The 15,213-nt window shown below is 65.0% G+C and carries 10 protein-coding genes; 3 read left to right on the forward strand and 7 right to left on the reverse strand.

Annotated features, from left to right (window positions below):
* Both P0Y59_17165 and P0Y59_17170 read right to left on the reverse strand, forming a co-directional pair.
* Entirely contained in the window at positions 1–1,998 is a 1,998-nt protein-coding gene (locus tag P0Y59_17165) for a sulfotransferase (protein WEJ98662.1), read from the reverse strand.
* Positions 1,999–2,132: 134 nt separating this feature from the next.
* The gene (locus P0Y59_17170; GenBank protein ID WEJ98663.1) at positions 2,133–5,306 is read right to left on the reverse strand and encodes a TonB-dependent receptor; all 3,174 of its coding nucleotides are present in this window, start codon (positions 5,304–5,306) and stop codon (positions 2,133–2,135) included.
* Between the two features lie 151 nt (positions 5,307–5,457).
* Between P0Y59_17170 and P0Y59_17175 the strand changes: the two genes are divergently transcribed.
* Positions 5,458–6,018 carry a hypothetical protein gene (locus P0Y59_17175; GenBank protein WEJ98664.1) on the forward strand — a complete coding sequence of 187 codons (561 nt, stop codon included), beginning with the start codon at positions 5,458–5,460 and terminating at the stop codon, positions 6,016–6,018.
* 80 nt (positions 6,019–6,098) lie between these two features.
* Here the strand turns inward: P0Y59_17175 and P0Y59_17180 are convergent, their stop codons facing one another.
* The 5 genes from P0Y59_17180 to xseA form a co-directional block, all read right to left on the reverse strand.
* Positions 6,099–7,076, reverse strand: coding sequence for a 2OG-Fe(II) oxygenase (locus P0Y59_17180; protein WEJ98665.1), 978 nt, complete (start codon positions 7,074–7,076; stop codon positions 6,099–6,101).
* Positions 7,077–7,157: 81 nt separating this feature from the next.
* Complete coding sequence (locus tag P0Y59_17185; protein ID WEK02608.1) at positions 7,158–10,343, reverse strand: TonB-dependent receptor; 3,186 nt, start codon at positions 10,341–10,343, stop codon at positions 7,158–7,160.
* Positions 10,344–10,665: 322 nt separating this feature from the next.
* The gene (locus P0Y59_17190) at positions 10,666–11,586 is read right to left on the reverse strand and encodes a M23 family metallopeptidase (protein WEJ98666.1); all 921 of its coding nucleotides are present in this window, start codon (positions 11,584–11,586) and stop codon (positions 10,666–10,668) included.
* The gene (locus P0Y59_17195) at positions 11,583–11,783 is read right to left on the reverse strand and encodes a DUF2093 domain-containing protein (protein WEJ98667.1); all 201 of its coding nucleotides are present in this window, start codon (positions 11,781–11,783) and stop codon (positions 11,583–11,585) included. Before P0Y59_17195 ends, P0Y59_17190 begins: the two co-directional genes overlap by 4 nt.
* Positions 11,784–11,794: 11 nt before the next feature.
* Positions 11,795–13,186, reverse strand: coding sequence for an exodeoxyribonuclease VII large subunit (xseA, locus tag P0Y59_17200; GenBank protein WEJ98668.1), 1,392 nt, complete (start codon positions 13,184–13,186; stop codon positions 11,795–11,797).
* Here xseA and purD point away from each other — a divergent pair.
* Positions 13,185–14,447 (forward strand): phosphoribosylamine--glycine ligase, encoded by a 1,263-nt coding sequence (gene purD / locus P0Y59_17205; protein WEJ98669.1) that lies wholly within the window; start codon positions 13,185–13,187, stop codon positions 14,445–14,447. The two genes, xseA and purD, sit on opposite strands and share 2 nt — an antisense overlap.
* A gap of 160 nt (positions 14,448–14,607) precedes the next feature.
* Positions 14,608–15,183 (forward strand): hypothetical protein, encoded by a 576-nt coding sequence (locus P0Y59_17210; GenBank protein ID WEJ98670.1) that lies wholly within the window; start codon positions 14,608–14,610, stop codon positions 15,181–15,183.
* Positions 15,184–15,213 lie beyond the last annotated feature (30 nt).

A 15,213-nucleotide genomic window follows, 5' to 3' on the forward strand; every position in this document is an offset into this window, starting at 1 on the left:
TCAAAGCGAATAGCCGAATTTCGCGACCCAGGGTTCGAGCGTCGGCAGGATCGGCTCCAGATGTCGCCGGTACCGCTCCCAGCGACCCGATGCGCGCTTGTAGATCGGCTCGATGACCTGCGAGTAGCTCGCGGTGGTGATCAGGCCCCGGGACAGCGCCGTGCGGCGGTGGTCCAGCGCATCCTCATGCCAGTCGAGCCCCAGGAAATCGAACAGAGGACGAACTTCCGCTTCGACATTGTCGACCAGCCGTTCGTAGACGATCGTATGCATCTGTACCGGGAACAGTTCCCGCGACCGTTCCCAATGCCTGAATACCAGATCGTAGAAATCGGCCGCATCCTCCAGGCGCAGGAAATTGGCCATCGCGTTGTTGAGCTGGAAACTGCTCATGAAGCAGCTGAGCAGCACATCGCAGGGATGGCGCAGGGCCAGGATGAAACGCGCCTTGGGGAACAGGCGCTGGATCAACGGTACCTTGTAGAGGAACAGCGGCGATTTATCGATGAGCAGCCGACCATTCGGGACCGTGCCGACCTTCGCCATCTCCTCATAATAATGCGCCCGCGCGCGCACGATCGCCGCCTCGTCGAGCGTGGGGATCGCAGCAAGACCGCCGATCGCCTTGTCGACCAGATTCAAGGGCGGCTGTTCCTCAGTCACCACCGTTCCGGGGTGGCCCATCAGGATCGTATCGAGCAGCGTGGTCCCCGATCGGGGGAACCCCACCAGGAACACCGGATCGGGGCCATCGGCAACCGGCCGCGCCGTCGACCAGGTAGCGGGCCAGCCCGGCGCGAGCAATTCAAGCTCCCCGCGCAATTCGTCGCGCAGCGCGGCCCCGCGGCGTACGGGATCGGTCGGCCCCTCCTGGAGCAGCTGGGTGAATTGCCGGAAGGCATCGAAGGCCTCGTCGATCCGGCCGAGGCGATCGAGAAGCATCGCGCGAAGATGCACCGTACGCTCGGGCTCGATATCCGGCGGAACCAGCGCGAGACAGGCAAGCGCTTCCTCGAACCGTTGCGCCCGGCGATGCTCAAGCGCGCGCAGGAACGCCAGCGGCCCCTCGCCAATCCCATTCTCCGTCGCCAGCGCGATCAGCGGCGCAAACCCCTCCTCGCGGTTGGTGTGCTCATACTGGATCGCGAGCCCCAGATAGGCGTCCACCAGCGTCGGATCGAGCGCGATGGCCTTGCTGAAGGCACGCAATGCATCCTCGGTCCGGCGCGCCAGCCCGCATTCGACGCCGAGCTTGAGCTGCAGGTCGCCATTCTCCGGATTGCGCGAGACCGCCTCTTCGATGACCGGGAGCGCATCGTCATATCGTCCATCCAGTCGCAGCTGGAGGTAGAGTTCGTTCAGCGCGCGATCATCCTGCGGGAAATCCCCGGCAGCCCTGCGCAGGACAGCTTCCGCCTCCGCCGCCTCTCCGGCCGAGCGGAGTGCAAGGGCAAGGTTGAGCCGGGTCGGTGCCGCACGCGGATCAAGCTCGACGGCGCGTTTCAACGCCGCGACGGCGCCGGGATAGTCCTCAAGCCCCGACCGGGCATTGCCGAGATTGTTCCAGCTCTCGAAATCGTTCGGCGCGCGTGCCACGACATGATCATAGGCCTCGACCGACCCCTCGAATTGCTCGAGCGACTGGGCGAGGAAACCCCGGTAGCGAGCGACCCGCAGCGACGGATCAGCGAAAGCAAGATCGCGGCCGGCAATGTCGAGGGCACCTGCCTGGTCACCCGTTTCGATCAATGCCGCGATGAGATTGCACGCGATGGTGGCGTCGCCCGGCCGATGGCGATGAGCCGCCCGCAGATACGTGATCGCCCCCGCCGCGTCGCCCGCGCGGCTCCGCAACATGCCGAGAAAGGCATTGAGGGCAACCAGATCGCCCCCACGCAACAAGGCCGCCTCGGCAAGCGACCGCGCGCGCGGGACATCGCCCGTCCGGGCGGCGTCGATTGCCTGCCGGAGGGTCTCGGCCGTGTCGGAATCTAGCATGGGAACGCTTGCCACCATATCAGTCTGGACCGCCCCGCCCCGCCAATGCAATCCCGAAGCAACGCCGGGATAAAAAAAGGGGCGGCCGACCCGAAGATCGCCGCCCCAGAATGAACGATCCTTAAATCGAAGGATCAGAAGGTCAGAGATACCGCTGCATAGAGGTAGCGGCCCAGCGCATCATAGGTGCCGGGATAGGTGTTGCCGCTGCAGGGTCCCGACGGGCACAGGTTCGAACCATCGCGACCGCCATTGCCCGACGTGACGTAGGGCGGCTGCTTGTCGAAGACGTTGTTCATGCCCAGGCGGAAGTTGTAATTGTCACCAACGCTGAACGACGCCGCCAGGTCGAAATAATTGTACGCCTTGATGTGAAGCCCCGGATCATAGTTGTACGCGCCGTTGAGCGACTGGTTGTTCTTCTGGAGCGTCTCGGCCTGGACCGGACCGATGTAGCGCCACTGCAGCGAGAAACCGATTCCCATCGGAGTCTGCAAGGTTGCACGCGCCTTGTGACGCCATTTCGGAAGCGGGGCGCCGCTGTTCGTCGTGCCGCCCGCGCTGCAGGTCGGACCATAATAGCCGGCGCAGTCATAGGGCTGCGTGATGCCATTGTCGGTCCGATAGCTGTCGAGATAGGTGCCCGTCATGCTCAGGTTGAGGTTACCGATGCTGCCGAGACTCTGCGCGAAGGCAGAGCTGACCTCGATACCCTTGGTCTGGGTGCTCCCGATATTGCTCGGGATGTCGTTGACGTAACCATTGGGCGTCAACCACAGCGACCGCGCCGCGTCGCGATGGACGAGTCCGCACGAAATCGGCGTGAAGGTCGCCGTCGCATTGGCGACGCAATCCTTGAGAACCGCATCCTGGCTGGTCGCGCTGATGGTGTCCTTGATCTTGATGTCGAAGTAATCGACCGTCAGCGAGAAGCGCTTCAGGAAGCTCGGCTGGATCACGACACCGATCGTCTTGGTGGTCGCGATTTCCGGCCTCAGGTTGGGATTGCCGCCGATCAGGCCGTTATACTGGCCTGCCGGGTTGCTGGCCGTGCCGGTGCCGACGGTGAAGCCCTGTGCGATACAGCCATAGTCGGTGGCCGTGATCGACTTGGCGCAGGGATCGCTGCTGCCGACGAGACCGACGGTCGGCGTCGCGAACAGTTCCTGGATGTTGGGCGCGCGCGCCGCGCGGTTATAGGTGCCGCGGAAGCGGATATCGCGGATCGGCGCGAATTCGAGCCCGACCTTCCAGGTGTCGGTATCATAGCTCTTGTTTGCGCTCGTCTTGTAGGACGAACGGCGGTAGCCGGCGTTCAGCGACAGATCCTTGATGAAACCGTCATGGACGATCGGAACCTGGGTCTCACCGAAGAACTCCAGCACCCTGAAATTGCCCGACAGCGGCAGCGTCTTGCCACCCTGGCCCGTCAGGTCGCCCGTCTGGAAGGCATTGTCGGTCTGCAGCTCGAGCGATTCCTTGCGCCATTCGACACCGAGGTTGATCGCCACGCCGTCATCGGCCCAGGGGCTCTTGACGCCATACTGGCCCAGTGCGCCGGTAAGCGAAGCGCTGGCGATCTGCTCCGAGGTCTGCCCCTTCTGGAAGCCGGTTGCCGAGAGATAGGCAACCGATGCCGGGCTCGCCGCGCCGGCGCCGCCGAAGACGTTGTAGGGCACGCAGTTGGGATCGCTGCCATCGATGACCGAGCGGCAGACCGGCTGGCCGAAGGTCGAGCTGCCCGCGCGGTTGTCGGTGACGACGTTCAGCGCCCGGTTGAGCCGCGCGACGGAGAACTCGTTCGAATAGACCTGCGAATAGTTCGAGCGGCCATATTGATAATAGGTGTCATAGGACCAGGCGCTGCCCAGGGAGCCCTTGGTACCGATCACCGCGCGGAAGTTGGTGTGCTGCAGATCGGACTGGCGCGGACCGCCCTCGACGTTGCGGCGCAGCAGCTGGAAGAAGCCCTGATTGTAGACCCGGCCCTGCGAGTCGACGAAGTTGATCGGGGGCGCGTTCGGATTGGGATTATACGGCGCTCCCTGGGCGGTCGGGAAGTTGCCGAGATAGCCGTTGATGAGGTTCTCCGGGGAGCAAACCACGGCGCGCTGCGTCGCGGACATCAGCGGGTTGTCGCAGTTCATGGTCAGCGTGTTGCCGAAATCGCCCGACGGCGCGATCTGTGCCACGGTGCGATCGTCCATGAACATGAACTCGAGATACGGCTTGATCGAATCGTTGATCTCGTAGTTCGCGAACAGGCCGGCAGTGTAACGCTCGTCAGGGCGCTGATAATAGTTGGTCGGCGCGAAGTTGTAGAGCGACGTGCCGTTGACGAAGCCGCCGCCCGGCCGGAAGGTAAAGGCAGTCGAGGTGCCGACGGTGACTGCGTTGTTGAACAGGAAGACGTTGCCGTTGTCCGAGGTCGCGGAGCCGCCGCACTGCGGAACGCCTGCACGTGTGTTCTGAAGCACGCAGGCGCTGTAGTCGCGATTGGCCTGCAAAATCGCGTTGACCTTGCGATAGCCGAAATAGGCGACGGCATGGCCGCGATTGTCATCGAAGCCCGAGCCGATCGTCAGCGTCGCGTCAACGGCGCCGCCGTCGGCGACGCTGCCCTTGGGATAGCCGTAGCCCGGGAGCCCCGCGCCCGCGCGCGCATCAAGCAGCGGCGTCAGGAACTTGTCGCGATTGTCGTGCTGGAAAAGGCTGTACTGGCCATCCAGCTTGATGCCGGTGAAGTCGGTGTCGATGATGAAGTTGACGACGCCGGCGACGGCGTCAGCGCCATAGGTCGACGATGCACCGCCGGTCAGCACTTCGACGCGCTTCAGGACCGAGGCAGGAATGATGTTGATGTCGGCGGCCGAACCGCTGGTCGGGCTCGGATCGCCCGGCAGCAGACGACGACCGTTGACGAGAGAGAGCGTACGCGTGGTGCCGAGACCGCGAAGATCGACCGTCGCGGTACCGTCGGCGCCATTGGCCCGGGTCGAATTCTGGCTGGCGAACACCGACGGGAGCGAGTTCATCAGGTCCTCGACTCGCGTCGTCCCCTGAAGCTTGATGTCCTGCGCTGTCACGACAGTGATCGGGCTAACCGATTCAAGATTGATCTGCGGGATGCGAGATCCGGTGACGACGATGTCGCCGCCTGGAGCCGCGGCGGGCTGATCGGCAGGCAGCGTGCTCGCTTGCGCCGCATCGGCGGTCTGAGCGTTGGCCTGGGCCGACAGCAGCGCGAGCCCAAGAACGATTGGCGCTGTGCCAGCCTTGAGCATCGATATCTTTGCTAGTTTGCTCACTTCCCCGTTTCCTTTCTTGCCGCGCGGTGACCGCGCGGATTGATGTCGTGGAGAGGCCCGGAGCCCACTCCCGACGATGTATTAGTCAGTGCCTGTGGGGACTTGCGCTGTAAACGGCTTGTGCGGCAGTTGTGAAAATTGCCTTTTACTGTTGCGCCATTGCAACAATGATGAAATTGTAACCATTATGAAAAGCATCAAGTTCGCAACCGCTTTCCTGACCGCTTTATTGGCGGCGTATCCGGCCATCGCGCGGGACGAGCCGGCGCCTGCGCGCGCACCGGTATTTCAGCATCTGATCGATTGTCGTGCGATAACCGATACCGGCGCCCGTCTCGCATGTTATGATCGCGAAGTGGCAGCTCTCGCCGACGCGGAAGCTGCGAAGAACGTCGTAATCATCGACAAGGAACAGATACGTGGCGCGAAACGCTCCTTGTTCGGCCTGACATTACCGAGCTTCAAGCTATTTGCCGGCAACGACAATGAAGATGTTGGGCAGATCGAATCCAGAATCACTTCCGCACGGGACGGAACCGACGGATGGATCGTCGGACTGGCTGACGGATCGATGTGGCGACAGATCGATACCAAACCGTTCATCCGCGAACCGAAGCCTGGGCTGGACGTTGTCGTGCGGCGTGCGAGCCTGGGCAGCTTCATGATGCGCGTCGGAGGAGCCCCGGGCGTTCGGGTGAAGCGCGTCATGTGAAGACGGGCAGCGGAGGAACACCCCGCCCGCCGGTAAAGGCTCCGCTCCCGGATCGACGTATCGCGCCAATCTGACTGGCGTCAGGCTTCCGGGCCATCCCAGGGTGAGAAAGCGCGGGCCCGTATCCAGCGGGTTGCCAGCCATTTGGTGCCGCGGATTACCGGTTCGCCGCTGTGGCGCTTCGAGGGATCGGGCGCCCCGTTCGAGTCGACGTTCCTGAACACGATCGCATCACCGGCCCGGGGCGTGATGTCCAGCCGGTACGCCGGAAACGTCGTCCGCCCGCCTTCAAATCCGTCATTGAGATAGACGAGGACCGTCGCGACGCGCTGGTTCCGGGTATTGGGCAGGATATCCGAATGCAGCCTGAATTGCTGCCCGGGGCGATAGCGCAGGACCGCCAGGGATTCACCCTGGCCGGTCTCGGTGCCGCTCGCCGCGGCGATGCGCCTGTTCAGCGCCTGCACCACCAGATCCTCACGCGTCGGGCCGACCGCTGCATCCTCCGCCATCCTGACGGGGTGAGCGATCCAGCGGCCGGTGCGTGAATCGATCACACGGGCTGGTTCAAGCAGATCGGCCGCGACAGTCGCGACATGGGCACATTCCTCCGGTGTGAACAGCCTCGGAAAACGCATGATGCCGGAATCGACACCGAGCATTTCACGTTCGGGCAAGACCAGGGGATGGCCGTCCGCGCCGATCTTCATAGCGTCGAGCAGCTTCAACTGCCCCCCGGCCATCGGATCGGCCAGGGCGGCGGCACGCAGAAGTTTCAAGGCGGCAGCCCAGTCCGGCAAGCCCCCGCTGCCATTGGCGGTCAACGCCACCTCCATCAGCGCCGCATCGACATGACCGATCGCAACGGCCCTGCGCAGCAACGCACGGGCCGTGACGAGGTCCCGCGAGACCGGCTCTCCCACCAGATGCCATACGGCGAGTTGCATCAGGGCATCGACGTCGCCCGCATCGGCGGCCCGGGTCAGCAACGCGATCCCGTCAGCGATCGCGCCCGATGCGACCAGTTTGTTGGCGAGGGCCACGGGGGGTTCCGACATCGTTCCTTCCTACCGGAATTGACCACCAAAAAAAAAGGGCCGGAGGATGACTCCTCCGGCCCTTCAATGTTCTGGGATCGATCAGAACTTGGCGGTTGCGCCCATGTAGAAGAAGCGACCACGGTTGTCGTAGACGCCCGAACCGGCACCGACACCGGTGAGGCCGTACGGCGGGTTGACGTCGCCGATATTGGTGACGCCGCCGTAGAAGTTGAACTTCTCGGTCACGTCATAGCTCGCGCGGATGTCATTGTAGGTGATCGCAGGATACTTCTTGATCGGCGCGTAATCCGGGTTCTGCGGCGGCTGGCCGTTGACCGCGTTATAGTCTTCCCACGTGTTGAGATACATTCCGTCCAGCCAGCGCAGCGTGTGCCCGATGGTGAACTTGCCGAACTTCAGGTCGGTGCTGATGTTGAAAGAGTCCGAAGGATAGCTCAATTCATCGGTCAGCACATTCTTGAAGGTGGGGCGCGACGGATCGGTGAACTCGTCACGCTGGATGACATGGGTCCATACGCCCTTCACGCTTGCCTTCACGAAACCGAAGTCGCGGTTGAAACCGATCTGCGTATCGATACCCCGAGCCTTCAGCTTGGCGTAGTTCTGGGGGCTGTCCCTGAAGGTGCCGTTGAGGATCCGGAACGGCGTACCCGAAATGCTGCCGGTCGCATCGTCACGCTTGAACAGGGCGCAGAACTGATTGGCCAGCGACGGTGCATCATAGCAGGCGTTCAGCGCATTCTGCACCGTTGTCGAGGTGATCACGTCATTGACGGTGATGTCGTAATAATCAACCGATACGGTCAGACCGCGAGCAAAGCTCGGCTGATAGACGCCACCCAAGGTCCAGGACGTGGACTTTTCCGCCTTCAGATTCGGGTTGCCGCCGCTGACGATCTCCAATGACTGGTTGAAGACAAAGTCATAGCTGGTCGGAATGCCGGCAGCCGCGCAGTTGGCGGCGCGGGTAGAGGAGCCCGTGCCGATGTTGCGCGCCGAGCAGGGATCATTGGGCGCAGGCGTGAAGTTCTGCCCCGGAAGCGTGTAGAGATCCCCGAGGTACGGCGAGCGCACCGACTTGGAATAGGAGCCACGCAGCAGAAGGTCGCTGACCGGCCGCCACGTCACGTCGCCGCTATAGGCGAACACGGTTCCCACGCTTCCCTTATAGTCAGCCACGCGAGCCGAACCATTGACCGTCAGTTCCTTCAGCAGGAAGACGTCCTTGACCAGCGGGATCGAGACCTCGCCGAAAGCTTCCTTCACCTCGAAGGAAGGAGCCCTGAAGGACGGGATCGCGTTGTAGAAAGCGTAGCCCGCCTGGGTCATCGGATCCAGATCGTAGCGCATCGTCTCCCGGCGATATTCGCCACCGACCGAGAAACCGACCGGGCCGCCAGGCAGCTGGAACAATTGCCCCAGGTTACCCGACACGAAGCCGCTGACGACGAGCTGGGTCGCCTTGCCGCTCGCCGTGGTCGGCATGAGCAGATAGGCCTTGGCGGCATCGCTGACGCTTCCCTCGCCGAACGGATTCAGCGGAACGCAGGCGGCGACGTCCTTGGCCAACTGCGCCGGGTTTCCGGCACGATCCCTCCCGGCATAGGCGGCATCGACCTGCGAGCGGCAAACGATCTGCCCCGCGCTATTCCGGGTGGTGTCCATCGCCAGCAGGAACCGCTGACGATTGATGTTTCCGGTGATGACGTTGTCTTCTTTGTGCTCGCCATAGTTGGCCGAGATTTCGTAGTTCCAGTCGGTATTGAAGTCACCCCGGACACCAACGACCGCGCGGAAGGTCTCACGCTTGATCCGCTCGTCGCGCGTGCCCAGATCGACCCAGTTGCGACGAAGCGAAAAGCGGTAGGTGCCCGCCTGAACCTGCGCGAGCGCGGCTGCCTGATCGGCTGCGGCGCCCGCAGTCGTATTCAGCGACGTCTTGAAAGCTGCACCGGTGTTGGGATTGACCCCCGAATTGATTGCCGCAATCAACTGCTGCCTGATAGTCGCTTGCGCCGCAGACCCCAGATACGGGTTGTCGAGGCGTGTGCCCTCGCGATTCACGCTGCCCCCGGCGTTCGTGTAGGAACGATCGGTGAAGCCGGCGACCGCGATGCCGTCCTGCAGCGTCTGCCCCTGCGAGAAGAACGGGCCGCTCTGCGAACCGAACGCTTCCGTGCGGACATATTTCGCTTCGAAGAAGGGCACGAACGCAGGAGATATCTCGAAATGCCCGACGGCATTGAAGACATAGCGCTTCAGATCCGGCGAGAGCACCACGAGCTTGCCTTCACGACCGGTCATGCCGTTGCCGTTCACGAAGCTGCCGTTCGGGCCAAGGCCAACACGCAGGCCGGTCTGATTGACGAGGCTGCCATTGGGCTGGAAAAGATAGGCGCAGGTGAACGAGTTCCCGACAGCGTCCGTGCCGCATGGTGCACCGGCGTTGCCATAACGGAAACCAAGCTGACCACCGAGCGAGATCGTCGAGCTGCGGATGTCGCGATAGAAGGCCCGGTCGATGACGTCGTCCGACGGCGCGCCGACATCCGTATCGACGATCACGAACGCGTCGTTCTGGCGGAGGTTCGGACGACCCGAGGCGTAATAATCCTGCTGGTGCGCGAATTCGGCGTTGATCGCGATGTTGCCGCGACCCTCGGCGAAATTCTTGCCTGCGACCAGCGAGATATACTGGTTGCCGGCATCGCCGTATTTGCTGACGCCGCCCTGGGCGTGCAACTGCAAGCCGTCGTAATTGTCCTTGACGATGAAGTTCACCACGCCGGCGATCGCATCGGAGCCGTAGATCGACGAGTTGCCGCCGGTCACGATGTCGACCCGTTCGATCAGGTCGGTCGGCAGGGTGTTGATGTCAACCGCGTTGCCGTTGTTGATGATGTCGGCAGTCACCTGACGGCGGCCGTTGATCAGCACCAGCGTGCGCGAGCGGCCAAGGCCGCGCAGGTCGAGGAAGTTGAGGCCGCGCACACCCAGGCCAGACGTCGAATTCTGCGAACCCAGGGAGGAGCGGAGCTGCGGCATCTGGTTCAGCACGTCGCCGACGGAGATACGGCCAGTCTGGAAGATCTGCTCCCCGGTGATGGTCGTGATCGGAACCGGCGAATCGGCGTTGGGCTGGCGGATGCGCGAGCCGGTCACGACGATGGCTTCGGGCTCTTCCTCGGCGGTCGTCGTGGTCGTGTCGGTGTTCGGCGCGGTCGCCTGCGCGAAGGCGGGCGACGCCACGAGCGCGAGCGACATCGGCGCGACCGTGGCGAGAAGGCGCAGTTTCTGCGCGAGTAAAGTATTGTGAATCACGTAATTTTTCCCTCGCTTGGCCCCTCCGTTCGCGTTTCGCGATCCGGTAGGGCGGTTGCCAAGCCCCCATCGACCGCACGCAATACGGCCCCAAGAGACATGCCGTCGTGATGGGACACGGGGTTGGCGACTGTAAAGGTGCCATTCATATTCGCTGCGCTGCTTTCGCCAGATCTGTATCCGAAAAGACACATAATCGACGCGTTTCGGCAGCAAATGGCCAGTATCCTGTGATACTGTGCTGCGACTGCGAAGGTCTGGAGCGCTATTGCGCGACCGGCATCGGCCCCGCGACGAGCAGCGGGTCGATGCGGGATTCGCGCCACTTCATCCCCCAGTGGAGATGCGGCCCGGAGGCCCGGCCGGTCATCCCGACCAACCCGACCGGCTGCCCCCGCTTCAACCGTTCGCCAAGGCGAACGGTGATCTTGGACAGGTGGAGGAACGCGGTGTTCAGCCCCATGCCGTGATCGATCATCAGCAGGTTCCCCTCAAGCGTGAAGGGGTGATCGGCGGCAAGGATGACCACGCCGTCAGCCGGCGCCAGCACGACGGTCCCGGTCGGGCGGGCGATGTCGAGCCCCGAATGATAGCTGCCGGCCTCGCCGTTCCGGTAGATTCGCTGCGACCCGAACAGGGTGGAGATCCGCCCGAGCACCGGCCACATGAACGGCCCGCGCCAGCCGTCCGCGTCAGTCACGATCCGGCGCGCGGCGTTGATCTGGGCGAGCTCGGCCGGGCGCAGCTTCTCGAATTCAGGCTGGGGCACCGGATATTTGGGCACCGTGTCGAGCGTCGAGATATCCCAGGCGCGCGGCGCGACCGTCAGCGTGTCGCGCACCTCGCGCCCGTCGCCAAGCGTCGCGACCAGCGTCGCGGTCGATTTCGCATCGCGATCGAACGCAATCACGAAACGGCCGTCTGGCGCGACGGGGATCGCGGTGCCGTCGAAGGAGAGCATGCTCGTGCCGACGGGCGCGATGCCGATCACCAGACCGCCCTGGATCATGCTGCCCGAATAGCTGAAACTCGCCCGCACGGGGACACGCTGCGACGGGACGGTCGGCGCCACGCGAGGACTGGCCTGGACTGGCCGGATCGTCGGCCGCGATACCGACGGGGTAGTGCAACTTCCGGCGATGATCAGCGCGGTGCCCCCCGCCATCCAGCGCCGAAATCGCTTCATTGCGGCGCCATGGCCTGCATCGCGAGCTGCGGGGATGCATAGGGTTCCTGCCGCGCGACGCTCCAGTAGCGGAGATCCTCCAGCGCGATCCGTTCGCCCGACAGCGCGCAGACGACATGGTCGCCCGTCGCGAGCACACGGAATCCGTTCGCCATGAAATGGAGGCGTGCGGGGCGATCGCTGTTCGACATCAACATCGTATTTCTGCTCACAAGAGGCTCGGCTGTTCCGGACCCGGCTTGTCATATGCCTTGCCGCCCGCGCGCTCAACCCGCGCGTCGACAGGCCCGTCCCTGAAGTGGAGCGTGACGGCGCCGGCGGTGCGCGCCGCCGCGCTGGTCGTGACCACCGCGCCCGAAGGACGCGCCGACACCCGGACATAACCCCGTTCGAGCAGCCGGTCCGGGTTGAGCGACTCAGCCAGCCGCCAGGTCCGGTCGAGCCGGATCCGCGCATCGTCCAGCCGCCGCTCAAGTACTGACAGCCGGAGCGCCCCGGCCGAGCGGTCGAGCACGCCCCGCGCCAGGGTCACGCGCCGTTCCAGCCCGCGGTCCAGCCGCGCGCCGAGATCGTCGGCGCGCTGGCGCTGCGGCCCGAGCAGCGCATCGCGCTTCGGAATCACCCGGACCAGCGCGTCGAGCCGCTCGCGGCCGCGCTCGTGATAGCGCCGCACGCACCGTTCGGTCCGCTGCCCCATCGCGGCCAGGGTCAAGCGGAGGTCGGCGAGCACCGGCACCGCCATCTCCGCCGCGGCGGTCGGGGTCGGCGCGCGGAGGTCGGCGGCGAAATCGGCAAGCGTCGTATCGGTCTCATGCCCGACCGCCGAGATGATCGGGATCGAGCAGGCAGCGATGGCGCGCACCACGACCTCCTCGTTGAATGCCCACAGATCCTCGATCGAGCCGCCGCCCCGCGCGACGATGACCAGGTCGGGCCGCGGCACCGGCCCGCCGGGCTGGATCGAGTCGAACCCGCGCAGCGCCGCGGCGACCTCGGCCGCGGCACCGTCGCCCTGCACCTTCACCGGCCAGACCAGGACACGCGTCGGGCAGCGGTCCTCGAGCCGGTGGAGGATGTCGCGGATCACCGCGCCGGTCGGCGAGGTGACCACCCCGATCACCCCCGGCAGATAGGGCAGCACCTTCTTGCGGGCATTGTCGAACAGCCCCTCGGCGGCGAGCCCGGCCTTGAGCTTCTCGAGCAGCGCCATCAGCGCGCCTTCGCCCGCCAGTTCCATCCGCTCGATCACGATCTGGTATTTCGACCGGCCGGGATAGGTGGTGACCTTGCCGGTCGCGATCACCTCGATCCCGTCCTGCGGCTGGAAAGGGATCAACGCGACCTGCCCCTTCCAGATCACCCCGTCGATCACCGCGCTGTCATCCTTCAGGCTGAGATAGGCATGGCCCGAGGCGACGCGCTTGTAGCCCGAAATCTCGCCGCGCAGCCGGACATGGCCGAACTCGCCCTCGACGACACGCTTCAGCTTGAGTGCCAGTTCGCCCACGCCGAGCGGCGCGGCGTTGTCGCCCGGCATCTGCTCGGCTACGAGCCGCCCGGTCTTGTCGTCTTGAATACCGTCGTAAAAGGGGTCGGTCATGAATGTCCTGCTGATCGGCTCGGGTGGCCGTGAACATGCGCTCGCGTGGCGACTGGCGCAATCGCGGCGCCTCGGCAAGCTCTATGCGGCGCCCGGGAATCCGGGGATCGCGCAGCATGCCGAACTGGCCGAGCTCGACCCGGCGGACCACCGCGCGGTGATCGATTTCTGCCATCGCCATTCGATCGGACTGGTGGTGATCGGACCCGAAGCACCGCTGGTCGACGGCCTCGGCGACAATATCCGCGCGATGGGCATTCCGGTCTTCGGGCCGAACAAGGCCGCGGCACAGCTCGAAGGGTCGAAGGGTTTCACCAAGGATCTGTGCCGGCGCGCCAGCATCCCGACCGCTGGCTATGCGCGCGTCACCTCGCGCGACGGCGGCCTCGCCGCGCTCGCCGATTTCGGCCTGCCCGTGGTGGTGAAGGCCGACGGCCTCGCCGCCGGCAAGGGCGTGACGGTCGCGACGACGCGGGAGGAAGCGGAAGCTGCCGTCACCGATCTGTTCGCCGTCGCGGGCGCCGAGGCGGTGATCGAGGAATTCCTCGACGGCGAGGAAGCAAGCCTGTTCGTGCTGACTGACGGCGAGGCGATCCTCCCCTTCGGCTCAGCGCAGGACCACAAGCGCGTCGGCGAGGGCGATACCGGCCCCAATACCGGCGGCATGGGTGCCTATAGCCCGGCCCCGGTGCTGACGCCCGAACTGGAGCGACAGGCGATCGACGAGATCGTGCTGCCCACGGTCGCGGCGATGAAGGCGGCCGGCATGCCCTTTTCGGGCGTGCTCTTCGCCGGACTGATGCTCACCGCCGATGGCCCCAAGCTGATCGAATATAATGCCCGGTTCGGCGATCCCGAATGCCAGGTGCTGATGACCCGGCTGGAGGACGATCTGCTCGACCTGATGCTCGACATCGCCGAGGGACGGCTGGCCGGGCGCGCGCCGCTCCGCTTCTCGCCCGATACCGCGCTGACCGTGGTGATGGCTGCGAAGGGCTATCCCGGGACGCCGGAGACGGGCGGCGCCATTGCGGGGATCGACGCTGCAGAGGCGCTCGGCGCCCGCGTCTTCCAGGCTGGCACGCGCCTCGATCACGGCCGGCTGGTTGCCTCGGGCGGCCGCGTGCTGGCGGTCACCGCGATCGGTTCAGATATCGCCGCGGCCCAGGCCGACGCCTATCGCGCGGTCGACGCAGTCGACTTCCCCACCGGCTTTTGCCGGCGGGACATCGGCTGGCGCGAGATCGCCCGGACCCGCTGATTCTCCGATGTCCTGCGACGGCCGGTCGCAACGCAGCGCCGACCCGCTATCCGCCAGCCTCATGGTGAGCGGTGCCGGCGACTGACGGTGCGATCGATGATCCGGTGGCGTTGCGGGCCCCTCCTGCGATAGAAGGGGACGACACCTTTCGGAGCTGACCATGGAAACGACCGCCCCCCTGATCCTGATCGCGCTCGTCGCCATCGTCGTGGTTGTCGGCATCCTCTGGGGCATCAAGCTCAGGCGCCGGCGCGACACGACGGAGCGCATCGTCTCCTCGAATAGCGCCGCGGCTGAACCGGCCCTGCCCGGATCGGCGCCCCAATCGATCCCCGAATCGATCATCGCGCCTCCTGTCGCCCCCCCTGTCGCGCCGAGCCCTCCGCCGCTCGCCGACGAACCGATCGTGGCGGCGGCACCGCTCGACGCAAGCCCGGCCTCGATCGCCGCCGACGTGCCTGATGCTCCCTCCGCGCCGGAGCCAGCCGCTGCCGCACGGACCGACCTGACTCAGCTCAAGGGCCTTGGCCCCAAGCTGGTCGCCGCGCTGGCGGAACTCGGCATCACCCGGATCGACCAGATCGCGGCGCTGAGCCCCGATCAGGCCGCCGATCTCGATGCGCGGCTGGGCAATTTCCGCGGGCGGCTCGCCCGGGACCGGTGGATCGAGCAGGCCCGCCTGCTCGCCGCCGGCGATCGTGCCGCCTATGAGGCTGAATTCGGCAAGCTCGGCTGAGGCCCGGGTTGCGCAGGTCGCGACGAACGC

The organism is Candidatus Sphingomonas phytovorans (assembly GCA_029202385.1).
Lineage (GTDB): Bacteria > Pseudomonadota > Alphaproteobacteria > Sphingomonadales > Sphingomonadaceae > Sphingomonas > Sphingomonas phytovorans.